Here is a 23,173-nt window from a genome sequence, read left to right on the forward strand (position 1 = left end):
TTACGGAGTGAGGGTTAATGAGGTAGATAAGGCGTTTTCAATCAGATCGACGGGTACATTGACGTAGTAGCGGGCCGCCAGCTCACGCAGCCGGTGGGTTTCAAACGCCTTGCGCTTGCTGTACCAGCGTTTGGGGTGGCGGTTGAGCTCCTCGCCGTTGGCCGTGCGTCGGGCGTATTTCGCCAGCTGGTAATCCACCCCGCGCCCGACGCCCATGTCCACAAAGCGGCCGTATAACGGAAAGCTCAGCTGCACCGCCCCGCCGCCGTTACCGGCCGTTACCTGGCTGCGCCAGCTGTCACGCAGCTGCCAGGTACGTTTTTTGAGCCATTTGCGCTCACCCTGCCCGAACCGGTAGTTTTTACCCAGACTTGTCCGCTGCACCCCCCGCCGGTTGGTAATCAGCCCGTACACCTTAGGGGTGATCTCCTTCTGCTGAAAGCGCTGCTGCGCTACCCGGGTCCACGCCTGGAGCATGGCCCGGAGGTTAATTTTCGTGTTGATATCCAGATCGCGGTAGTCCATCAGATAATGTTATAATCGTCGCCGGGTTCGAGCTGATACGTGGTGGTGTAGAACTGAAGACCTGCCAGCATCGATCCGGACTGAAGCCGGTCGGCCAGCGCACTGCTCTCCAGAACGGTCTGCGTGCCGGTACCGTAATAGGGCTGGATGGTTTCCACGTCGGGCTGCGAAGAGCCCACCACGTAGGCCACCTTTTTTCTGACCCGCAGCGGCAGCGACTGCACGGCTACGGGCGTAAGCCGCTGCCGCTCTTTCCAGAACCTGACGGTGATGGTGGTCCGGCGCTCGACGAATACCACGCCTGACTGCGAGCGCGAGGCCTGCGTGCGGGTTTCAGCCCATTCCACCCAGACCGGATCCGCAAACTGTTCCGTGCCCAGACTTATCGCCGCCGGCACGGTCTGAAACTCCCCGCGGACTTTGAGCAGGCCCGAGGGGCCCGGTGCTTCGGCGGTGATCTTTGCCGGCAGAAACTGCCCCGGCTGCCGGTCAAACCACAGCATTACCGGTTTGTGCAGCTTCAGACCTGCCAGCTCCTGAGCGGGAACCAGCAGGTCTGCCGTGATTTTCCGGGTATTGGCCAGAAAGTAATAATACAGCGCCAGCCCGCCGTTCCAGCCCCCGAAGCGGCCCGACAGGGCGGGGGAGAAGCTGCTGATCTGCGCCTGCGTGCCGTCGCGCACGGCCGACGTGGCCAGCGGGTAGAGCGAGCCGGCCGAATCCTTCTGCATGCCCATGTAGGCCAGCAGCCGCAGCCCGCAGCTGTTTTTCCGCAGCCCGTCGGTGACGTACCGCGCCGAGGCCTGGTAGGTTGGATCCAGAATGTTGCCCGGCTGGCGTACCACCGGCACGATCCATTTTGCGGCCGGGTTGTAGGGCGTCACCAGGTAGGTGATGTTGGCCGTGCCGACCGGCATGGGAATCCGGTTGGTGCCGTCACCGGAAACGTAGGTTTTAGGCTGGGTGAGCGTCAGCCCGCCCTTGCCGTCCGGGACTTTATACAGTTCATCCTCCGGATCCAGGTACTCCTCGATGGTGTAACCCGATCCGGAGGCCTCCTCAATGCCGTAGTCCGGCTTCTGAAAGCTCCGCCAGTCCCGGTCGGGCCGCTCGTTCCACACATCGGAAAAGCACCGGACGGTGCAGGTTTTTTCCGTCGAGTTAAAGCCGAATACCAGCCCGAAGCGGGTTTTGACGGCCTTCAGAAAATCGCTCACGGTCATATCCGGCACATGGTAGCGGGGATAGACGTAATCAGGGAAAAGCGAGGAAAAGCCCGTCTTCGTGCTCATCGCCGTCAGGTTCAGCACCACCAGCCGGCGGATCTCGGGGCGGGTAAAAAAGTCCCCCTGCAGGCGGTAGCCCGCCGCCAGCAGCACCTGCTCGACAAGCCAGACCAGGTAAAACTGCGGACTGATCAGGTTGCCGGTTTTACCCGCGGAGTCTGTCACAAAGTCATACCGGTCCCAGGAATTGATGTAGCTGCTGCGGGTAAAGCCCGGCAGCTTGTCGGCCCCGAACTCCGGCTCAATCATCAGCTCGTTGTACACCGGAAAAAACGTAAACGGGAAGGAACCCGGCGCCATGGCCGCAATCTGTCTGAGCCGCGCCTTCAGCTGACCGGGATAGCCGGCCATGGGAATGCCGGCGGGCAGCACCTCGCCCAGCCGCTTCTCCTTTAGTTTCGAAAAGGCCTCGCCGCCGTCGATTTTCAGATACCCGTCAATTTTGGCGTCCCGGATCCGGTAGGAGAAGGTGCAGCGCCGGTAGAGCATGCCGGCCAGGTTGACGTTAACGGGCAGCTCCATCTGCGGGGAGATGTGGCCCGGCCGCCAGCTGTAGGACAGAAACCGCTCGTTGTGCTCGTTGAGCGGAGCGGTAATGGGGTAGGAAAATGCGCCGGGCAGGTTATCGTCCGACAGCCAGCCCGAGGCCTGCTCGACGGTGATGCCCTGCCCGGCGGAAAGCTGAAGGAATTGCCCCGCATCGTTACGGATCTGAATCATGTGGCTGCGGTTAGTGGCCGGCGGCGCTGCGGGCGCCGCCGGCGTGGGTTACCGGGTAAAATACAGGTTGGCTTCCCGCTCCCGGCGGTTGACCAGGCCGGCGAGTTTTTTGCCGTCGGCATGCACCCAGCGCATGAACTGGGTGCGGATGGCCGGATCGGCCGGATTGGCATTGACTTTGGCCAGCAGCGTCGATTTCTTGAAATTGTCCGGACCGATATTATAGGCCAGGCTCACCAGCGCATCGAACTGGTTCTGACTAACGTCGTCGCGGGTGACGCTGTCCACCAGACGCTCAAAGCCGGCCAGCACCGCCATAAACAGGCTGGTGGCCGTTGCCTGGCTGATGGGGGGATCCTTCAGGGTTACCCGCCGGCCGTCGACGTAATAGGTGGAGCCGTAGCCGATCGTCGGGTAACCGGCGGCGCAGAGATAGGGGGACAGGCGCAGGGATTCGAAATCCTTAATCAGCGCCTGCCCTGAGGCGGATGTTCTGGTAATGTGCATAGCTTGTTACGGATTCGGGGGTTGATCTTCCTGCCGGGTGGCAATCACCGGCACCTCGATATTATGTTTCATCAGCACCAGCTGCAACTGCTGCCGCTCCTTTTCCAGCTCATAGACCCGGTTGCGCAGATGGGCAATTTCGGCCTCCAGTTTGGCTGAGTCCTGCAAATGCCGCGTCTTGAGCTCATCGAGCAGATCATAGAGACTTTTTTTAGTCTCGATATCGTCTTTGCGCCGCGAACGCAGGTACTGCAGCAGCTGGAGGATGTTGCCCAGACCGAAAATACCGGACAGCAGCGTCCACAGGTTGTCTGAAAACAGGGAATCAAGCATTATCATGGTTGTTGGATTGGTTACGGGGTAATGGGGATCCGACCGGCGGAATCAGTAAGCACCTGATCCGCCCGTGCCCAGACCAGAATCCTGTCCAGGGCACGCTTTGCCTCAGCCCGCCGCCGCCGGAACCAGCCAGGGCCGGCAATCGCCCGGAAGGACTGCGCGGACTGTGCGATGATCCGGTCTTTTCTGACCTCCGCTTCCGCCCGGAGCGGACCGGTGCGCCTGTGCCAGGTCAGCTCGGCCAGATTGAGCGTAAGCTGCCGGTAGGCTACCGTATCGTAGCAGATGGTTAGCCGGGAGCTCACTGCCGGCAGCAGGTACGACGGCGGCACCGGTGCGGCACCGGTCGTCTGATACACGTACCGGATCCGGACGGGCAGCGGCAGACTGGTAACCGAATCTTTGAGCAGCTGCATCTGTACGGACTGAAGCAACTGCCGGCGCTGACTCTCGGCCGCAATCTGCTGCTCGCGGGACGCCAGGATCTGATTCTCGCTGATCAGCTCCGCATTCCGGAGCCGCAGGCTGTCAGCGCGGGCCGTGAGCCGCCCGACGGTGTGGGCATGTCGCCACGCACTGGCGCCCCAGAGCGAGCCCAGCAGTAAAGCCACCCCGGCCAGCAGCCAGAGGGGCAGGGAAAGGTTAAGCAATGTTTTCATAGAGTTACGTTTGGGTAAATACCCCGGCTTTCTCCCGCCGGCGGGCATTACAGATCGTTCTTTACCAGCTCGCCGTACCGGAACACCGCATACGTCTCGCAGTAGCTGTACATGAGCTCAACCTGCCACTGCGCGATACCGGCGTCTTGTAGTGCGGTATAATACCAGGCGTTGGCTGTCTCTTCCGGCACAATCGCCAGCGAGCAGAGCCAGTCATGGCCAAGTGACGGCAGAAAACTTCGGCCAGCCCTCGGAATCAGCCAGTCCGGCACCCAAAAGGGAACCGATGCCCCGTCTGATACGAAACCCGCCGGAATAATGTAGCTGACACCATCGACAGTGATCGCTGCCTCCTCGGCCAGCTCCCACCAGTCGTATTTGGCATCGCTGTAGAGCTTTCGGACGGTTGCGTGCAGCAGGTCGGCGGGCATGTCAGAGCTGACTCAGATCGTTCAGGTTCCCCCGCACCACCATCCGGTTCATCACCGTTTGCAGCATCTGCGTGATCGGTCCGCCGAAGTTGCTCCAAATTGCAGCCAGTTCCGGTACGGCGCCCGGCGTCCCTGCCGGTACCAGGTCAAACGTTTGCGGGTCGATGAACTTTGAGTTATCCGACTGCGTGACAAACGCAAACTGGTTGGTCGCTGTAAAGCGCCGGTATGGCTCCCAGTCCCCGTACACGGTTTCCGTTTCGCCGGTCGGCTCGCCGTTTTCGAGTACCAGCACGTCTGTAGCCGTTCGGGTAAAGAGTTCGAGCATTAAATCAAGCACGATCTTTTGTGCCTGTATGTTCTCGCCAAAAACGACCGAAAAGCCCTTACAGATGAAATCCTGACGCACGCCCGGTAATGTCGGATCGTCGGGCAGTGTAATTTTGATCGGTTGCATTATAGTGTTCCGGAAAAGGTGATGTATTTCACAACGTTGCTGGCAGTTCGCACGTAGAACCGCGTGTCATCGTAGCAGATTTCTCCCAGCGCAATGTTGGTATCTGTGCTGCTGGTCGGGGTGTATCTGCGTAACTGTGTGCGACGCTTGTAGCGCCTGTTATCAATTGTTTTCAGTACATCCTTACCATCATCTGCACTCAATGTATCCGCACTGTCGTATTTGAACAATCCTGAACAGGCGGCATCATCGACAATGATGTATTTCGATTCGATGCCGGTTGCTCCGCGAATCATATCAAGCGACATGACTGGTGCATACCAGATCGCATTGTCCGAATTGTTTACGTGTGCTGCCGTGCCAAGCAAGCCGTTAGGCGATGTCTGATCGGGATTTGTCCCGCTTCCGTAAGGTCCCATCTATAATACAAGAGTTTGTGCCTGACTATCTGCTATTTGTTTTGTCCATACTGCGAGTTTCATTACGTGGTCGTTCAGCTGCCCGGTGCCGTCCGCATAACTTCCGGCAGCCAGAAATGTCCAGCTGGACGAATGAGAGCTTACATAGTTCTGCGATCCGCTGGAGCTACCCCCTGCATAGAAGAATTTGACCGGAGATCCGTTTTTCCACGTTACGACATAGCGGGCAATGGCGCCGGATGTCCATGCTGTTGTCCCGCTGTCGCCGTTACTACCAAGCGCCGGGTCCCGGAACATAGCCGAAACGGTCGATGCCGCCTGCCGGATATGGATACCGTCTGTCGAGTCTGTGCCAATCCCACAAAGAGTTCCGGATGATCCTGTAGCCCCGTGCCTTATCTCTACGAATATTGCTCCCTCTTCGGGGTTGAACCAGTTCCTTGAAACCGGAAGCCGCAACACATCCGCACCGCGTACAGCAGCCACCCCACTTGTTCCGGTCGGATTGGCCGACGTAGGAAATGCACCGACCGATAATTCTATATTATCTACATACACTGTTTCGCCGCCCGCAAGCCCCGGAGTTTCTGCATGAGCCGCATTGCTTAGATGTAATCCGGCGTACCAGGAGCCTTCGGCAACAGTAACCGTCCGGCTCGCACTGATCCTGTACCAGCCGCCTGCGAGAGTTTCGACGAATGTTGTGTAGTTTGCGCCGGAGTTGTTTGCAACGAAACTGAGGGTGTTGAAATCAAACGCTATGCCAGGCGTTGATATACTCCCCGCTACCCGAATAGCAACATACCTGTAGTTGCTATATTTCACGTCTGCGGAAACCGTATAGACAGTATTAGCGCCAACAGCAGAATATAATCTCCTTACATACGCGAAACCAGACCCGGCAACACCAACCATCGCGTCCGCTGTCATTTTTCCATCAGGGCCGGTAGTTGCATCCGCTGTGATGGTTAGCCCTGCGCCAGTAAGCCATCCGCTGCCGTTCAACTGCCCCCCGTATAGCTGAATATTCGTGCGGCTCTCTTCGGCCAGATAGCCCAGGCACTTTTTCGTAGCAGGGTCGAAATTAATACGGGGCACGTTAGCACCTATAAGCTCCCGAAGTCCGGTCCGATTGTACCGTGTTGCCGGACCTGACCGACCATATGTCAGGCGGGGCGATACGACACCGGAACCCGCAAAATCGAACAGCACACTGGGCCGGACATCCGGAAAACCGGTCGTAAACGGGTCAATCTTGCCCATCGACCCATCGCTGCGCTGAATGACAATCTTATCTGTAGATACCAGCGGCAGCGAAACGACCGGAAAGGCGGATGCCGTTAGTGTCCCCGGATCGCCTTTGTCTGCCACACTTTCCAGATTTGTGGTACTGAAGCTGGCACCCGAAACATGATCCGTCGTAACCCGGTAGCTGCTGCCGGCATTCCGGACAATATCATCTTCGTAGTACTGCGTGTTGGCCTGCCAGGCTCCGGCTGGATTCCATCCGCTGAACAGGCGCAGCCAGTTGGCCCGCGAAAACGTGGAGCCGCTTGTAAAGTCCGATGTAGCCAGGTAGGCCGACCGGCGGAATACAACCAGATCATTCAGCAGGTAGTCTGTATTCGCCGCCCACGAACCGCGCGGGTTGACACCGGCAGCCAGTAAGTCCCAATTGGCTTTTGCGAAGGTAGACCCGCTGTTTCCGGCAGTCTTACGCCGGTAGAAGCTGTTGCCGTACAATACACCATCACCAACGATGTAATCCGTGTTCGGTGCCCAGCTGCCCATGTAGCGGTAACGGTTCTCCTGCGCGGCAATACGTTCCTGCTGAGCCAGCAGGGCGGAAGCAGCTGCGTTGTTCTCGCTGGTTTTGGCGTTGGTTTCCGACGTACCGGCCGCAACCGCCGAATTGTAGGCGCTGTTCTTGTACTGGTTAGTCAGGTTCAGGTTGTCGCTGACAGTCTGCTTATCAGAGGCTACCTGCTGCCGGTCCTGATTAGTGGCCTGCCGGTCGTTAGCCGTCTGACCGGCCAGTACTTCCACTTGCCCCAGTGAATCAGCGGCACTTTCGGCACTGGCAGCGGCTTCAGCAGCCTTATTGGTGGCCGTTTGGGCACTGGCTTCTGCATTATCTTCTGACGTACCGGCCGCAACTGCCGAATTGTAGGCGCTGTTCTTGTACGTGTTGGTCAGATTCAGGTTATCGGCTACGGTCTGTTTGTCTGAGGCAACAGCTTGACGGTCCTGATGTGTCGCCTGCCGGTCATCAGCGGTTTGCTGAGCCAGCTGATCAATAGCCTCTCTCTGATCATCAATGTGTTCAACCTGCTGATCAACGTGTTCAACCTGCTGATCAACATGAATCACCTGCTGATCAACATGCTGTTTGGCGGTATTGACCTGACCATGTTTCGCGTTGACATCATCCTGCACCCCCAGCATCTGCGCGATGATCTGATCCAGAAATACGTAGACCATATCGCCGCCAAACGTGTGCAGCTTAAAGAAATCCTGCCGTGGCGTCTGTTCGGTGCGCAGATCAGATGTCAGCGTGCCGCGCGTCTGCACCATGCCCCCGTAGCTCAGCTCGACGTAGAGATTACTGTAATCTGATGCGGCCAGCATCTTGGGGCCGGAGATGACCAGAATTGCCAGATCCGGCCGGGTCTGGGACAGAATAAACGCCGGCTTCAGGGAAGGAACAGGCGCCGGGTCATCCCCGAAATACACCTCTGCCTCCAGATCGGAGGGCACCTGCCCGCTGGCGAAATACAGCGGAAGCCGGTACTCGTTCTGCCGGTTACCCGACAGCGACAGATTGACAAGTTTTTGTAGTCCGATCATATTTAAGCGAGTCTTACCAGTTGCCCGGTGGTTATATCGTATCGTATCTGCTTCTGGTTTACATTGAAGCTGCTCACTACCGGGATATTGTCCCGGCGCAGGTAGATGCTGTCGGTCACGCGCCGGATAATCGTAATCTCATCATCCTGCGTAATCTTGTACCACCGTTTGGCGGCGTTGTCGTACATGAGCAGAAAGGAGCCGCCCGTAATGACACTTTCCCCGACCGTCACCGGATAGGTGATAATGTCGTACTGGGTGCCGGTGTCGCTCTTCGCCGAAAGCTGAAGGTTGCCGTTAGTGTCGATGTAGGTCGTGAAATCGCTGTTTTGCAGGAACGTGGTATCTGCCATTTTGGCCCCTACCCGCTGCCACGGCGTATAGGCAGCATCGCCTACGGCCGTGCGTGTAATCAGGTAGCTGTTGTCGTCCGCCAGCATGATCTGTGCGTGCCGCTTTACGCCGTTTGAGCCGGTAAACACCCGGTAATCCAGATGCCAGAGGCTTTTTCCGAAAATGGTTGCCGCCACCAGATAATTCTGATTACCCGCAATATTTCCGGCGTCTTCGGTATACAGGACCGGCCCCAGAATCACCGACCAGTCCGACCAGCCCGAATCGTTGACAATCTGACATTCCAGAACCACGTTGGCGAAAATATTCCGTGCCTGTAGCCGTTCATACCGCCCGCCGTTCTGGCCGATATAGCGGTCGATCACCTCAAAAATCCACAGCTGTTTGCCGTCTTCCAGCGGATAGGGATGCAGCCGGCCGGTATAGAGGTACTTAACCCCCGTCAGCAGGTTATCCCGCGTTTCGGTCAGGTGTACAACCGACCGGTATTCCAGCTGCTCGATGCCCCGCCGCCCGTTACGGAACGAAATGACCTCTTGCGGCAGGAGCATAATGTCCCGCTGCTGCGTCAGGGGCAGCAGGTCAACATTATTTTTCAGCAGGATCGGCACATCCGTATGCAGGTTGATTTTCACGCCCCACGCGACGGCAAACCCCCGGATATTCTTACCCTCGAACGGACTGGATATAGCTACCGGGTGCGCCGGATTGCTGTAATCAATCGCTGAATAGTAGCTGTCCCGTATCCAGACATCCACCTCAGTGCCCTGCGCCCATTGAAGATCCAGAATGTAGCCGGTGGGGTCGGCATTGCTGCCCACATTAATCAGTACGATCTCGCCGCCTGACGACACCCGGCATACTGTAATGTTACCGGTGAACGGAACAAGCTCGGCCCCCTCTGACTTACGGGCAAGTACCAGAAACTCGGTCTCGCCGGAGGGCAGCGGCTCACCGTCTGCATCCAGTACCGGCACCTCATCCACTACTAATTCGCCATGCACAATAGGCACGATCCCGCCTGCAATCGGCGGGGTCGGAGAATTGGGCGTAGTAACGTTCTGGGGCAGGTTTGACCGTGCAGGTAACAGGTTTTCGCGCCGGTTAAACTGGTAGAAATTCTGAATGGCCCCGTCCTGAAACCAGCAGTCTTCCATGCCGCCGCCCGGTTTTCCCACAAACAGGTTGTGGTGAATGTTGTTGGCCACCGCAAATTCGAACCGGTCTAAAACGGGGATATACCCGCCCGACACAATTACACCCCGTGGTGATTTCTGCGTATCCGGCGCACCCTGCCAGTAACACTTATTCCCCGTAATCTCCCAGTCAGAGGCTGACCGGTTGAGGTAGAAATAAGCGCATACGCCCGGACCGTTGAAGCCCGAACAGTACCACAGACCGGAAATCCGGCCCTGCCGCATCTGCTCGACGTAGACACCAATCGCCTCGAAGTTTCCGTGACAAAACAGAATATCCCAGCCGGGAGCGCCGTAGGTATCACCCAGCAGTACCACGCACCGCCGTACGTTAACGAAGGTGCACAGCTCGATTTTCATCCCCTCCTGCCCGTACGGGAAATTACCCGGACTCGGAATCGGGTTTACGACATGAATCGAATCCTCAACATCGTGAATCTTGCAGCTCGAAATAAGACACTCGTAGCCGCCCCTGGTTGATTCAATGTAGATGCCGTAGTTGTTACGGCGTACCCCTTCCGGATTGCGGATGCCGTTGCCCTGCATCTGTACCCAGTAGATACTTGCGTAGTTGGGATTGTAGAGCTTCAGGCCGTATTTTGTCCCGTTCGACCAGGGCCGGTCACTCGTATACGCATTCGAGCCGTTGAGGAAGACATTGAAAATATCAATGTTCTGGCGGCTAAGCTGAAAGTCGATGTTGCTGGGCTGGTCAACAGCATATCCGTTTATCTGGATGTATTCGCCGTTCTGGAAGTCTCCGTGCATCTCGACCTTGAAATCATGCAGCTTAACGGTTTTCCGGCCTGCCGACACGTCGAAGCTGAACCCCTGCCCCCACGTCAGATCTGGCGTACCGTCCGGATTAGCCTTGCCTGGATATACCCTGATAACAGAATCAGCCCCGAACCCTTGAATGTTGATGTTGCGGTTATACGTCCTGATCTGCCGGTTGATTGGGATGATGCAATCTTCCGGATACCCTACCGGCCCGATGCGGATCGCCCGTTCAAGACGATCCGTGTTTTCGGCAACGGCCTTAATGAACGCCGGTTGCAGATAGTAATACGGGTCTTCATCGTCATAACCGATTTCAGACAGGGTTTTTACGCCATACTCAGTGACTGACCTGCGATGTCCGAATGCACGGTGGGCAAGGTAATTGATTGCCTCATACGTCCATTTATAGGGCGTATCCAGCAAGCCGCGCAGATGCTCGTCATACTCTGCGAGCTTGCGGTTTACCTTTTTTATCCACGTGGTTTCAGCCATTATTCAGAGATTTTGTAATACAGTTGTGTTGCTCTGTCCCCTAATGCAGCCAGCATATTGCGTTGAAACTGCGATGATGCTTCCGTCTTGTTACGGGCATCAATCGTCTGCTCAAAAATTACAGTTTCGGCTTTCCGGTCATTCCGGTCATACGCCTTGCAGGTGAATGATGTCATTATACCGGATATGATTCGTTGAAAACCTCACAGGTTGCGCCCTGTATGCGTAATCTGACCACCTTCCCCGATGGTGTCATGAGGTCATACACCTCAATCACATTGACATTTCGGCCGGGGTGGTAGGTAACAATGGAGACATGTAGCTGATTGCCAACCGTTTTTTCACGCACACGGGCATATAATCCACCATGCACTTTTCCGGCACCCGTTGTATTGTAGCCATCATACATTGACGCCCATTCCAGCAGCTGCGTGCCATCGTTTTGCGGTGTGCCGTAATTGGCAGGTGTTACCCAGTCTTCTGTAACCGGCGAGCCGTTGCGCTCGATGCATTTGTACTTGCAGTCCTGCCACTTTTTTCCGGCCGTATTGACGGTCATGTTGTACATCAGCTTCGCTTTCGGAGCAATGTCCATATAGGCCATCGGTGATTCCGGATAGCCCTTTACGCCATCGGTATGCGGGGGGTTAGTGCTGCTTCCGTCACTGTTAAACCAGGCAACATAGTTAGCGCGGTCAGGCCCCGGATTGGGGTTCGGATTGGTCATTTTCAGCGGATTCGTGCCGAATATTTCGCTGTTTTCCCAGTTCCAGACATCGGCAATACCTTCACGGCCATCAACGTTTACGCCCTCGGTATAAGTCGCTACACACATAGCGACCAACAATTCATGATCGACCTGCGGGTGTTCGGTCGAAATGACATAACCGTTAAGTGCAGGTATATCACGCCGGTAGCGGAAGCCATTATGAATGCTCCATGTTACGCCCTGTTCAGGTAATTGTTCAACTTTGGACCAGAAGTGCAGACAAACCCGGTTCCGGTAAGAGCCGTTGTCATTGGTGGTGCCGAATACGGAGACCCGCACTGCGTACATCACGTTCCAGAACTGACGGCGCGACTGGAAGTCTTCTGCGTAAAACTTGATGTCATGCACCATGCCCATTTCATCGTAGCCCAGCGCAAAGAAATTACACCGGCTGCGGGCCGTAGCGCGGCTTTGCAGGGCCGCTTTCCAGTAGGAATCATTCGGGGCGGTATGATTACCGTCCGGCTTGCGGAACCCGAATTTGACCGTATGCCAGAAGGTGTGAAAGCCGCCGTACGTGGTTTTATAGTACAGCGTCCGGCCCTCAGCGGTATAGATTTCCTTTAGCCGCTGCACGATACCCTGCTCGAAGGTAGAAATGTGGGTGCCGGTCGTAATGGCGCCGATGTCACGGAGCTTGCCCTCGCCGATGAACTCAGTACCGATGTAGCCGGCCTTTTCGATGTAGTTGGCTACTTTGCGGCCGTGGGTGTCGTTTAGTTCAACCACCGGAGCACCTTCATACGCAGGCGGCGTCCAGCCGATGTCTGACTGGTGGTTGAACAGGATACCGTAGATGTCGTTGCCAATCAGCCACAAGCCTTTACTGGCCAGAGCAGGCTGATTTGACTTGGATTCATCCGGCTTGGCTACGCCATCGACACCGGCACGGCCGGGCAGGTCGGACGGGTCTGCGACCTCAAAAACCTGATGCTGGATCAGTTTCACGCCATCTACTGACGACGCAACTTTGGGCTGGTTGATCCACTGACCAACCCAGCCCAAAGTGTTTAGTTTTGGTTTTTCTGCAAATGGCATATTTTAAGCGTTTTGCGTGACAGACATACCATCGGGCGTCCCGGTGTAGAGAAGCAATTGCGCCTTGCGTAAATCCGGATAGGCAACCCCTGACGGGCGTTCCAGCGGGTTATAGGTCGGCCAGTCCATTACGTCAACGGTGGCCTGCGTGTGCTGCGGCAGAAGAATCGGGAAGCCGGCTACAGGATCACCGTTCAGGAATACTTTCCAGCCATAGGTTGCCGCCGCAAGTGCAGCTGTTACCTGTAACCACTTGTTACCATCAGGGCCGTTTACCCAGTTCAGCGACGGCGTAAAGACCGGGTTCTGCGGATCGGGCTGACCAACGCGGTACAGCTGGTTTGTGGTCAGGTTGTTGCCTTGTTTAGTCGCTTCCGGCCAAACCAAGGCCTCAACAGTGCTGTTAGTTGATAAAGGAGATAAGACGGTGTAGGTGAGCGGGATTTCGATGGTCTGTCCTTTGATGCGGAATTTGATGGTGACTGTATCACCGGCTACTACATTTCCAAACATAAACCCGAACCGGCCAATGCCATTTTTCTGGACATCGTACCAGTCTGTATCCGGTGGTAAAGATGCGCGGCTTGGCTGCACCTCCACAACCTGAGTACCGGAAACAACCGCCTCAAATGAGATATTGACCGTCGATCCTGCCACGGTGATTTTCCGGTAGATCGCCGTTATCGCTGAAGCCGCTACGGTTGCCGACAAATTAAAGCTGAACGATCCCTGCGAACCCTTATCGCCGGTCGCAATGACTCCAATGGTGCTGTTGCCGGCAGCAGCAGCCGAACCACTCAACACAAATTCATTCGTATTGGTATCAAAGGTGATGGCCACACCCGTAGGCACACCGGAATACGAGAATGATTTAACCTCGCCCGATTGCCAGCCGTTAAAGTCCGCAATCCGTTTGCTGATTGTCTGGCCGACAATAACCGGAACCGTGCCCACGTTTGGCGGCACCAGTTGGTTTGTGCCCGTACCTGCCGTAGGTGCTTCCGTCAGCAGCGGCGTAATCGGGGTGTTCTGGACCGGATTGTAGTAGAAAAAGAAATCCTCGCTGGTCGTATCACCCGGCCGCTTTACATCCACGGCATAGGCTTTGCCGCCTGCCAGACCACCGGTTCTGGGATTGAGCGAGAATGCATAGAAACCCGCGCGGAAATTGAACTCAGCGTTGCCGGTCGAAGGTACGGCAGACTGAAAGTGGCCCGCTCCGACAGGATCGGTTCCTGTCTGGCTGCCATTGGCCGCATTACCGGTATATACCGTGCTGTCCAGTGTCCGGAAAGCAACTAACACTGCGTTCGTGTTTTCTGTCTGAATGAAAATATCCACACCGCCCGTGTTAACATCAATCCGCACGAAAATACCTTTCAGCCAGGCGTTCACCGGATTAGGTGCAACGACCATCGTGAATTGCATGTCATCCGTCTGTCCGTCCGCATCTGTCCACGTCAGCGTTACGTAGTATTCGCCTGGCAGCGTAGGGAAGCCGGGAAATTTACCCGTTGCCGGATCAATGCTCAGGCCGGAAGGCAAGCCGGCTGCTGACCATGTACCGGTTTGGGTTACCCCGTTGCCGTAGCTTACCTCTGCCTGTAGCGGGGTAGTCTGCCCCTGCACCAGCGTCAGGGCGGAAATCTGGGTAACAGTCGGCTGGGGTTTCTGCGTCACCGGAGCCGCCAGCACCCGAAGGTTGAACGGCTTTCTGACAACATTGTCAGCCTGCAGGCCGGGCCCTACCGTACCAACCAGCACAAGCGGCCATGTGGTCTCCTCGGCAACCGTGCGGGTGCCTGTCAATCTCCTGCTGGAACCCGCAAACGCAAAACCGGCCGGAGGGGTTTCAACGGCGTAGGAAATCGTGTAGGGGTATTTCGTGCCGTCGGCTTTGGTGAAAGCCGGCAGCGTGATACTGAGTGCAGCCCCCGATGAAATGACAATATCGGCAATATCCGGAGCAACCGGCAGTCCCGGATCGGCATCCTGCTGCTGCGATTTTTCTCCGGTAGCCAGTGCCATAAATTCGGCAAACGAGGCTCTGAATGCTATTTTACTGTCATCGCTGATGAGCAGCGGCGAAAACTTGCCGGTGGGCGGCAGCGGTTCCAGATCAAGGCGCAGGCGGATATCGCCGTCTTTGTCTTTGCCTTTGCCGATCACCTCCAGCCCGCGATGGGCTTTTATCTCAATTGTAGCACGGGGGTCAATATCTAGCGGCGCATTAATGCCGTACTGCCCGATCAGTGCAGAGAAGATCTGCTCCAGTTGATTGCCGGCGTCGTTTACCTTCACAAAGGTATCCAGCTCCAGCAGCGTAGTGAGTACATCTTTCAGCTTGTCATAAATAATGACCTTCACTTCCTTGTTCTGGCTGCCTTCCTGCGGCCGGGTATAAGCCAGCAGCCCCTCGGCCTCTTCGGTTTCGGCAAAAGGAGCCATCACGCCACCAACGGTAAGAGGAGCACTCTCCGATATGGCATCCGCCTTCAGATACGCCAGGTCCGCCTGCGCGGCCGTGAGTACAGTATTTTTCCGCGGATACAGCAGATCGGCGGCCGACGGGGATAGCTTACCCGAGCTGGCAGTGACAAGTGCATTAATCTGGCGGATGTAGCTCAGATCCTCGGTTGTAAGCTGACGGGCCGCAGCGGGTACTGTATTGTCGACAGCGGCAATTACCTGCGTCTGCTCGACGGTAATGCTGCCAACGCCCGAAAAGCCCGGCGGCGGGCCTTCGTCAAACTCGTCGTTGTCTGTGAAAAACATATCCTGATAGAGAAACTGGAAGCTGAACGAATGGGCAAACAGCGAGTCCCCGTCTTTAGCCTGCTTAATGGATTTACTGACCAGGCCTATCGGTAAAACCTCACGCGACGGGCGGAGAAGGAACTTCACCGGCGATCGGTAAAAGTCAGTACAGCGGGTGAGAAATCCTTCGGGCCGGAAGCCCGTAGCTACTTCATACTGTTGCTGGAGCTGCACGTCGTACTCGGCAAACTGCCCGTCGGTAACGGAATACTGAATCGGGAGCACGCTTTCGGCCAGCTCGCCGGCCCGTGAGAGTTCAGCCGAGCCCTTGCCGTAGGTCGTCAGGGTATCAAATGCCCCCAGCGAATTGAGATAGATAAAATACCGGGTATACGGCCGGTAGGCGTAGTCAATCGTGTAGCGGTATTCGGCACTGTAGTCGCTCTCCCCGTGGTGCAGCACCACAAAGTATTCCTTCAGGTACTTGCCCGCCGGTACGAGCTCCGAGAGCCCCAGCGCGTTGAAGCCGGTGGCAAAGGTGAGTTTGGCGCCGGCCGGAAAGGGGAGCTCCGCCACCAGATCCGTGCGGGTCAGTGAGCTGTTATCGTCAAAAATCAGCCGCACGGAGAGACCGGCTGCGGACTGAGATGCATGAAAATTAATGAATGTCAGGTAGGAGGGCTCGTTGAGCCGCACGTAGCGGCGGCGCGGGCCGAAGCGCAGCGCCCGGCTGACCGGCGGCTGAATGCCGCCCAGCTGCGGCAGCGAAAAACCCTCGCCGGCGGCGTGGATGTAGTCCGCCCCGCCCAGATAGGCCCGTTTCACGGTATCTTCTGTCACCAGGGCTACTTTCAGGGGAGAACCCCAGGCCTCCCCGTAGGCAACGTAGTAGGGGCGGGCTGACAGGGTGTTTACCTTGCCGATTGCCTGCTCAAACAGGGGCAGGTCGGCCGAGAGCTGACTGTGCAGCATCGAGCCGCAGTCAAAATCGGCATAGCCGTCCGCATCCGTGTCGATGGTAGCGGCATAGATGCGGACGAAATGATCCGGATCCGAGCCGTCCAGCCCGGGGCGGGCCACAAACAGCTCGACGTAGATACTGTACCGTTCGCGGATGATTTCCGCCTGGCCGGCCAAGGCGTTGCCCACGCTCCAGTTGCCCGACTGGCTGAGCTGGCGGATATTATACTGCTGCCCCTCGCGGCGGGCGGTGAGGTTTACCCCCTCAAAACCATTCAGTGAGGAGCGGAATACGGTAAAATCTTCGCGGAAGGGCTGGTACTGGCTCAGGTAATCGGCCAGCTGATTGGCGTGGGCAGCGCCGCCGTTTCCTGCCGGCAGCTCGCCGGGTTCGGCCGGATTATTACGGATCGTCAGCGTTTCGGTCTTGTCGCCCCACTGGAGGGTAATGCTGTTACCCTCTGCCAGCGGACCGGAGATCACAAAACCGTTGACGGCCGCGATGCCGGCGGCGACCACGCGGCCGTCGCCCTGAAAGCGGTAGGCACAGCGGCCGCCTTTGGTCAGCGCCAGCGGATCGGGAGAGAAGATTTTGGAGATGGCCATACGACGCATGAATGCTTGGCCCCGAAATAGCCTTCTTACCGCTCCTTCTGCTCTGACAAACGTTGTACGTATCAGCCGTCCCAGCAGTCATCGGGCGCAACGGACAGGGGCGCCGAGAGTTTAAACCCGTAGCTCCAGCCCACGGCAATGTTGCCCAGGACCGGAGTAGCTTCCCCGCTAAACGGCGGGCTCAGCAGCACACCTTTCCCGAAAATATGTTTGCGGCAATCAGCCCGGAACCGGCGCAGGATCTGAAGGGCGATCATCCGCGCCTGGTGGCGGGCCTCCCGCTGGGCCCGGCTGTTGCCCTGCTCAAAGCGGACAAGGACAGAAAACCCGCCGGATACATTCACCCTGAAATTATCCTGGCTGTCGTCCACATCATCCACGTACTGATCCAGCAGCAGACAGGGCAGGGTTAGTTTTGACCGTACTGCCTGCACAACTTCGGTATATTCATCGTTATCGGCTACCCAGAAGCGGGGCGAGCCTTCCGAGTGCTGAATGGCCGTATGGGCAGCGGCCAGCCCCTCAAAATAGCTGATGTACTGCTGTTCGGTCATGTTCGTCTGAGTTTTTCGAGTTCCTTCTGCTGGGCCTGATCCGCCCTGAGCTGCATGTCGAGCGCCCTGAGGGTCAGATACAGGTTAGTCTGCTCATAGTGCCGGATCTGCGTCGGGTCATACTTTGCCATGGACAGGGCCACATCCAGCCAGCCGGCTGACGGCTGCGTGTTTCCCCCCTCTGCCGGCGAAAACACATGCGGAAACGCGCGGGCGAGCATGGCAATGGTGCTCTCAAAACTGTGGCGGACGGCGGCGTGTATCGCCGGATCCAGTGAGCGGAAGATGGCGGCCCGTTTATCAGCCCCGTCCGGATCAAACCGGATCCGGACGCCGTTTTTGGCCGGCCGGTAGAGAATGGCCGTCAGCGTAGCGTTATCGGCGGCCCGGTACGCCCGGTCGGCAAACATCAGCTCCCCGAAGGTGCAGTCGGTCATGGCCGGAGCGGGGCCGTACCAGACCTGACGGCGCAACAAACGGCCAATCAGGACCGCCGGCGTACCGAAGCGGTAACTGTAGCGGGAAAACCGGGGCAGAAATCCGGCTTTTTCGTCGGGCCGCATCACAAAGCTCACCAGCTCCAGCAGCGACTGGCCCTGCTGGAGCAGCAGGGAGATCTCGTCGGGCTCAAATCCCTTATAGCGCAGCCAGCGCTCGTCGTAAAACCACCGCAGATGCCGGCGTCTCATGCCAAACAGCAGCGTCAGGGCAGGGAAAATACTCTCGGGGGCGTCGCTCAGGCGCTCCCGCAGCCGCATGAGCGCGATCCGCTGGTCTGCGGACAGTTCATGCCAGGCCGATGGACCGGTAAAAAACAGGTCATAATCCGGGGTTTTGAGGTTGATTGTGTGCATGGTGAGAATGAAAAAAGCGGCAGTTCTGCCGCTTTTTCTGGCTTAGATGGTGAATATTGCCCTACATCAGGGGTAAACATCGCAAAGGCAGCCCGCCGGATCCGGACTGGTAGAGTCGTTTGGGCAGCACGCAGACAAACCATAAACCCGCCGTTTTGTGTGTAGTAGTCCGCAGCAGGAGCAGGTCAGCGATGGTTACGACTGACCGCGCCAGATAGATAACGTAGCGGGATTTCAGCGCAGATTGAGCCGCAGGCCGGGCATTAACAGAAACAGCCGGCGCTGCATCAGTCTGACGGATGCTGTCAGCCACGTAAATAGCCTGATCAGCGTGCAGCAGCGGGGTGATCGCAGCCTTGCCGGCCGCAGACAGTGAAACGGGGGCGCAGGAGAGAGCGGAATCCGGCGGATCAGCCGCCGTCAGCAGGACGGATACGCCCAGCAGAAGCCAGCCCAGGAGCAGAAACTTTTTCATGGTACTGAATCGGGGTTAAAGTGAAAACTATTACAGATACACGATCTTATCGCCGATCGGAGCGGGTGGAACAGGATCCTCAGTGTCGGGGGGCGGACTCAGCGCCGCCAGGGCATTATCCAGCGTCTGCCAGGCATCATCCGCCTGCCGGCGCAGCTTCAGCCCCAGCCGGTCGAGCAGCTCAGCCGAAGGCGCCGTAAAGTACTCACTGGCCCCGCCGTACTGGCTGGCCAGATTGACCTGAAGCGTCTGGCCGGAGATTTCGACGGCCAGATTGGGCATGCCGGCGGCAATGGTCTCAAACGCCACGGCATAGCGCAGCTGCTGCATGAGTGCCGTCTGCCGGGTCTGGTCTGTTACCTGACTGATCTGCGCCAGCCGGCCGGCAGCCGTCAGCTCAGCCCGGGTTAAAAAGGGCCGCAGCGCCCGGAACGTCAGACATTTTCCCTGAATCGGGTAGTAGGTGGCGAACTGCCGTGCCGACTGAAACAGGCTGCTGCGGTATTCATTGTAGCAGGGCGCATCTGGCCATGCCGGAAAGGTATCTTCGTGTTCGTCAATGTGCGCCAGCAGCTTATCCAGCGCCTGCCAGCCGGACTGCGCCAGCCGGGCGGCCAGATTGCGGGTCTGGTAGGAAAATGCCGCCTTTCGGCCGTCAGCGGCCGAAATAGTCACCCCGTCATCACCGATCTGGGTCTCGGCAAAGGGCAGATACCGCTCAAAACCCAGGTTGGCGACGACCTGACGGAAATAGCTCACGGCCGGCACCAGAACGGGATCCGTCTGCACCGGCACGGCTGCTGCCAGCAGCTGCGCCGCCAGATCCGGGCCCAGAAAGCCCGTGCGGATATCCTCTTCCACCTGATCCAGATAGGGGCGAAGCGGCCCCACGCTGAAATTCATGGTTACCGGCACGTAGCGGCGGAAAAAGGCGGTATCGTCGGTAAACAGCGGCATCAGCTGACTACTTTTTTAGTGCCGGCTCCCGTATCCAGCGTGGTGAGTATGGTATCCCGGAAGCGGAAGGTCAGATTCGGGAAAGCCGCCTTCCAGCCGTTGTATTCCGCAATAAATTCAAGGGGTTCCAGCAGCATCTCCCGGAAGGGTGCCAGCATCTGAAGCGCAATCAGGTAGGCTTCGCGCTTGTCGGAGCCGCCGGATTTGGCCCCCATTTTATCGCCGCCGGCGAAGCCGACGATTGCCGGATCCACGCCGAGCGCGTAAAAGACGTTGGCCGCGGCCTCCAGGTTGTCGTCGAGAAACTTGCCGTCCAGGGTTTTGTCGTCGATGGTGGTAATCTGCACGTAATCGCGGATCTTGTTCTGGGCGGACGGCTCCCAGGCCACTTCGGTCATAATCGCCTTGCCGGCATTTTCCGTGCTGGTAAGCGTATCGGTCAGCGTTTTGAGCCAGCCGGTAATCTTCGCCTGTTTTTCAGCAGGTTTCAGCTTATTCCAGACCTCAGTACCCCCGAAACGGATCGGCCAGAAGGCACTGTCAACCTTGATGTGGTATTTGACCGAGATCTGGTTCTTCAGCAGGTATTTTTTGTAGGCGGGCACGTCCAGATGCACATCGTACCAGCCCGACTTAATCAGCGCGTAGTGGTGGGCAAGCGAGTAGTAGCGGCGCCCCGGCGTCGGGTAGCTGATGGGATAGACAAACTTGTAAAAATCAGATCCCCGCACCCAGTCCACGCGGTCCCAGCGGTAGGGATCCAGCGCCGTGAGCTTTTTGGTGTAGCGCTCCTCGCTGACGGCCACGTTCGGCCAGGCACTGGAGAGATACACATGCGGCAGGTTGCCGTTTTCGTCCATGCGGCACCAGCGGCACTCCTCGGCGTTGAGCTCATGAATCTGCACGATCTTCTGACGATCCTTTGAGAGGATCATTTCCGGCCAGGCGTTAAAAAACCAGGCGATATCGCCCGAGGATTCGCGCAGGTAGCGCCGCAGGTCGGGCGATTTGAGAAACGCCCGGATTTCGGCAGCGACGGGATGATCTGCCGGCAGCGGGTTGTCAATTTCCTTTCCGGCCCCGTCGATATCTTCCTGCACGGCCATTACGCCCCGGCCGGTCATCATGCTGGCGACCTTATCGAGCGTTTTGGGGATGATCGGGTCATTATTGTAGAGTTCGGCCAGCCGCTGGGGAAAATCGTTTCCGTCGCCCCAGGGCATCACCTCACCAATGGCCGAACCCATCAGGGCATCGGGCAGGGCGACGGCCGACGGAGCGGCGCCGGGCAGCGTCTCCTTTGCCAGCGCAAAGCTGACGCCGGGCCCCTTTCCCGTAGCGGTAAATACCGCAACATCATACTGCCCGCCCTCAAAATAATCGATCATGCTACCGGGATGTTATTAAACCACAAAATCAGGTCCAGGTGAATCCGCACAGGCGCACGGGTACCCCGCACGGAGCGGAAATCCAGAATGCGTTTTGGTGCCCGTTTTCTGGTCAGCAGCTCGGCCGACCGCAGCTCCCGCACCTGACCACCTTCGCCGGTAGTCCGGTTGGCGGTGACAAAGGTGATGTCGAAGGGCTTGTCGGCACTGCGCATGCGCTGCACCATCTCCTGAACCGTAATCATAGCGGAAATTGCCGGGCCCGGGGCGGAAGCGGCCTGACAACCGTTGTACGCGGGGATTTGCCGGGAAATAGCTAGATTCGCTGTGACAGAAATAACCCGCAATGAGAAAGCCGATTACAACCGACCAGGCCTTTGAGCAGCTGGTCAGCAGTCCGTACTACTGGAGCCTGACCGGACTCAAAAAACAGCGGCAGCGCTACTACCGGACGCAGCTCCGGTCAGGAAAGAAGAAAATCAGCACAGAAAAAAAGGAGGAGCTGCTGACACTGGCCGGCTTCGGGGTCTGGCAGGAAAAAACCTGGCACTGGCCGGAGTAGAATTCAGGGGCGAAGGACAAAGCCGGACGGCGGGAAGAAAAACACCGAATCGTTAATGCGCCGCATGGAGTCGCCGGCCGTAACTGAATTATAAACCGCCGGCAAAAGGTACAATGTTTCTGTATCCTGCGTGCCGGAGCCTGCTGACACCAGTACACAGTAATCCTCATCGTCAAAAACCTCGACAGGTACGGTAATGACGATGACGCTTTTCCCGTTCGGTATTATCCGGGGGGCAGGGCTTGTATACCTGCGGGCCGGCTCATACCACTTCTTAACAACGATACCCCGCCTGAGTTTTCCGGACTCACATGCCGTCAGTACACATAAGATCCAGAGTATGGACACAACTGATTTCATCCGGCTTTTGCTGTATCTGAAGAACATCCCGGACCGGCACAAACCGCACAAGACTTAACCGACTGGTTAACCAGCAGATTATCCCGCACGCAATACTGAAGCGGACGTATATTAACCGGTATCACGGTATGGCTATACCCGTCATTCATATCGCCGGTTTTGGTAATATCCTGATAACTGACCATTGCCACCAGCTGACCATCAATGGTATTAAGCTGAATAATTTCTACGTTTCTGAGATTTTCCATTGTTTTCTTTAAGAATGAACAAGCCCCGGCCGTGTTGCCGGGGCTTCTGGTTTGGGTGCCGGTCAGGACAGGGCTACCCGATTATAAGCCGCATATCCCTGTTGTAGCGGCCGGAATCCTCACTGACCTGGTCCGTCCGGAAGCGGACCGGGCACCATTTGGCTATTGAACGGGAATGACAGAAGAATCAACGGTGGCCACGTTGTACTCAGCCGCCGGTGTTACTTCAGTAATGTCAAGATAATACTCCCTGCCAGGCCGGTAGTGACCAAACAGATCCGGAACTGTAATCATCATCGTCAGCTCTCCAACCGGCGTAGCCGTAGAGAACGATTTGTTTTCAGGACTGTTGCCATACACCGGTATAAATGTCGGCTTTTCGCTGGCTTCGTAAATTTCGACCTTAGTACATTTAAATTTAGCCCTTACACTACTCATAAAGTGATAGTTTAGTTACAGGTTTTCCAGAGACAAATCTGCCCGGAAAAAGCGGTTGTCCGGTAGCCGTTAAATCAGATGAAAACAGCTAATCCGCTGATTAATAATGGACAGTAACAACAAAGCGTATGCTACAGCAAACGGTATATAAACCCGTTTTTAAGTCGCTTTCATTGAAAATCAGTC

23 protein-coding genes are annotated in these 23,173 nt (G+C 57.0%); 1 reads left to right on the plus strand and 22 read right to left on the minus strand.

The genetic code is table 11. The features are described from left to right. The 19 genes from AC23NW_RS26765 to AC23NW_RS26855 form a co-directional block, all read right to left on the minus strand. Positions 1–525 (minus strand): hypothetical protein, encoded by a 525-nt coding sequence (locus tag AC23NW_RS26765; protein WP_487453358.1) that lies wholly within the window; start codon positions 523–525, stop codon positions 1–3. Next, positions 525–2,531 (minus strand): efflux RND transporter periplasmic adaptor subunit, encoded by a 2,007-nt coding sequence (locus AC23NW_RS26770; protein WP_487453359.1) that lies wholly within the window; start codon positions 2,529–2,531, stop codon positions 525–527. The genes AC23NW_RS26765 and AC23NW_RS26770 overlap by 1 nt, the downstream gene beginning before the upstream one ends. Positions 2,532–2,579: 48 nt before the next feature. Then, complete coding sequence (locus tag AC23NW_RS26775; RefSeq protein ID WP_487453360.1) at positions 2,580–3,038, minus strand: lysozyme; 459 nt, start codon at positions 3,036–3,038, stop codon at positions 2,580–2,582. A 6-nt stretch (positions 3,039–3,044) separates the two neighbouring features. Beyond that, a complete protein-coding gene (locus tag AC23NW_RS26780) occupies positions 3,045–3,371 on the minus strand; it encodes a hypothetical protein (RefSeq protein WP_487453362.1) in 327 nt (108 codons plus the stop codon). A gap of 20 nt (positions 3,372–3,391) precedes the next feature. Further along, positions 3,392–4,036 (minus strand): hypothetical protein, encoded by a 645-nt coding sequence (locus AC23NW_RS26785; RefSeq protein ID WP_487453363.1) that lies wholly within the window; start codon positions 4,034–4,036, stop codon positions 3,392–3,394. A 47-nt stretch (positions 4,037–4,083) separates the two neighbouring features. Continuing rightward, a complete protein-coding gene (locus AC23NW_RS26790) occupies positions 4,084–4,467 on the minus strand; it encodes a DUF1353 domain-containing protein (RefSeq protein WP_487453364.1) in 384 nt (127 codons plus the stop codon). Between the two features lies 1 nt (position 4,468). Then, on the minus strand, positions 4,469–4,924 hold the full coding sequence (locus AC23NW_RS26795; RefSeq protein ID WP_487453365.1) for a hypothetical protein: 456 nt from the start codon (positions 4,922–4,924) through the stop codon (positions 4,469–4,471). Further along, a complete protein-coding gene (locus AC23NW_RS26800; RefSeq protein ID WP_487453366.1) occupies positions 4,924–5,343 on the minus strand; it encodes a hypothetical protein in 420 nt (139 codons plus the stop codon). Before AC23NW_RS26800 ends, AC23NW_RS26795 begins: the two co-directional genes overlap by 1 nt. Then, a complete protein-coding gene (locus tag AC23NW_RS26805; protein WP_487453368.1) occupies positions 5,344–8,190 on the minus strand; it encodes a phage head spike fiber domain-containing protein in 2,847 nt (948 codons plus the stop codon). Between the two features lie 2 nt (positions 8,191–8,192). Further along, entirely contained in the window at positions 8,193–11,012 is a 2,820-nt protein-coding gene (locus AC23NW_RS26810; protein ID WP_487453370.1) for a hypothetical protein, read from the minus strand. Further along, a complete protein-coding gene (locus AC23NW_RS26815; protein WP_487453372.1) occupies positions 11,012–11,188 on the minus strand; it encodes a hypothetical protein in 177 nt (58 codons plus the stop codon). The genes AC23NW_RS26810 and AC23NW_RS26815 overlap by 1 nt, the downstream gene beginning before the upstream one ends. Then, complete coding sequence (locus AC23NW_RS26820) at positions 11,188–12,819, minus strand: hypothetical protein (RefSeq protein ID WP_487453373.1); 1,632 nt, start codon at positions 12,817–12,819, stop codon at positions 11,188–11,190. The genes AC23NW_RS26815 and AC23NW_RS26820 overlap by 1 nt, the downstream gene beginning before the upstream one ends. A gap of 3 nt (positions 12,820–12,822) precedes the next feature. Continuing rightward, positions 12,823–17,142, minus strand: coding sequence for a putative Ig domain-containing protein (locus AC23NW_RS26825; protein WP_487453375.1), 4,320 nt, complete (start codon positions 17,140–17,142; stop codon positions 12,823–12,825). A 71-nt stretch (positions 17,143–17,213) separates the two neighbouring features. Further along, entirely contained in the window at positions 17,214–17,705 is a 492-nt protein-coding gene (locus AC23NW_RS26830; protein WP_487453377.1) for a hypothetical protein, read from the minus strand. Beyond that, positions 17,702–18,559 (minus strand): hypothetical protein, encoded by an 858-nt coding sequence (locus tag AC23NW_RS26835; protein ID WP_487453378.1) that lies wholly within the window; start codon positions 18,557–18,559, stop codon positions 17,702–17,704. The genes AC23NW_RS26830 and AC23NW_RS26835 overlap by 4 nt, the downstream gene beginning before the upstream one ends. 61 nt (positions 18,560–18,620) lie before the next feature. Next, positions 18,621–19,034 carry a hypothetical protein gene (locus AC23NW_RS26840; protein ID WP_487453379.1) on the minus strand — a complete coding sequence of 138 codons (414 nt, stop codon included), beginning with the start codon at positions 19,032–19,034 and terminating at the stop codon, positions 18,621–18,623. Between the two features lie 30 nt (positions 19,035–19,064). Then, complete coding sequence (locus AC23NW_RS26845) at positions 19,065–19,991, minus strand: DUF6712 family protein (RefSeq protein ID WP_487453381.1); 927 nt, start codon at positions 19,989–19,991, stop codon at positions 19,065–19,067. Beyond that, positions 19,991–21,379 (minus strand): hypothetical protein, encoded by a 1,389-nt coding sequence (locus AC23NW_RS26850; RefSeq protein ID WP_487453383.1) that lies wholly within the window; start codon positions 21,377–21,379, stop codon positions 19,991–19,993. Before AC23NW_RS26850 ends, AC23NW_RS26845 begins: the two co-directional genes overlap by 1 nt. Then, entirely contained in the window at positions 21,376–21,624 is a 249-nt protein-coding gene (locus AC23NW_RS26855) for a hypothetical protein (protein WP_487453385.1), read from the minus strand. Before AC23NW_RS26855 ends, AC23NW_RS26850 begins: the two co-directional genes overlap by 4 nt. Before the next feature lie 101 nt (positions 21,625–21,725). Here AC23NW_RS26855 and AC23NW_RS26860 point away from each other — a divergent pair, with 101 nt between their 5' ends. Next, on the plus strand, positions 21,726–21,941 hold the full coding sequence (locus AC23NW_RS26860; RefSeq protein WP_487453386.1) for a hypothetical protein: 216 nt from the start codon (positions 21,726–21,728) through the stop codon (positions 21,939–21,941). Positions 21,942–21,944: 3 nt separating this feature from the next. On the opposite strand, the gene AC23NW_RS26865 is transcribed toward AC23NW_RS26860, so the two are convergent. From AC23NW_RS26865 to AC23NW_RS26875, 3 genes are all read right to left on the minus strand, one after another. After that, entirely contained in the window at positions 21,945–22,301 is a 357-nt protein-coding gene (locus tag AC23NW_RS26865) for a hypothetical protein (RefSeq protein WP_487453388.1), read from the minus strand. Further along, positions 22,298–22,549, minus strand: coding sequence for a hypothetical protein (locus AC23NW_RS26870; protein WP_487453389.1), 252 nt, complete (start codon positions 22,547–22,549; stop codon positions 22,298–22,300). The genes AC23NW_RS26865 and AC23NW_RS26870 overlap by 4 nt, the downstream gene beginning before the upstream one ends. A gap of 162 nt (positions 22,550–22,711) precedes the next feature. Further along, a complete protein-coding gene (locus AC23NW_RS26875) occupies positions 22,712–22,987 on the minus strand; it encodes a hypothetical protein (protein ID WP_487453391.1) in 276 nt (91 codons plus the stop codon). Positions 22,988–23,173 lie beyond the last annotated feature (186 nt).

It is taken from the genome of Arsenicibacter sp. R0_47, from assembly GCF_057652235.1.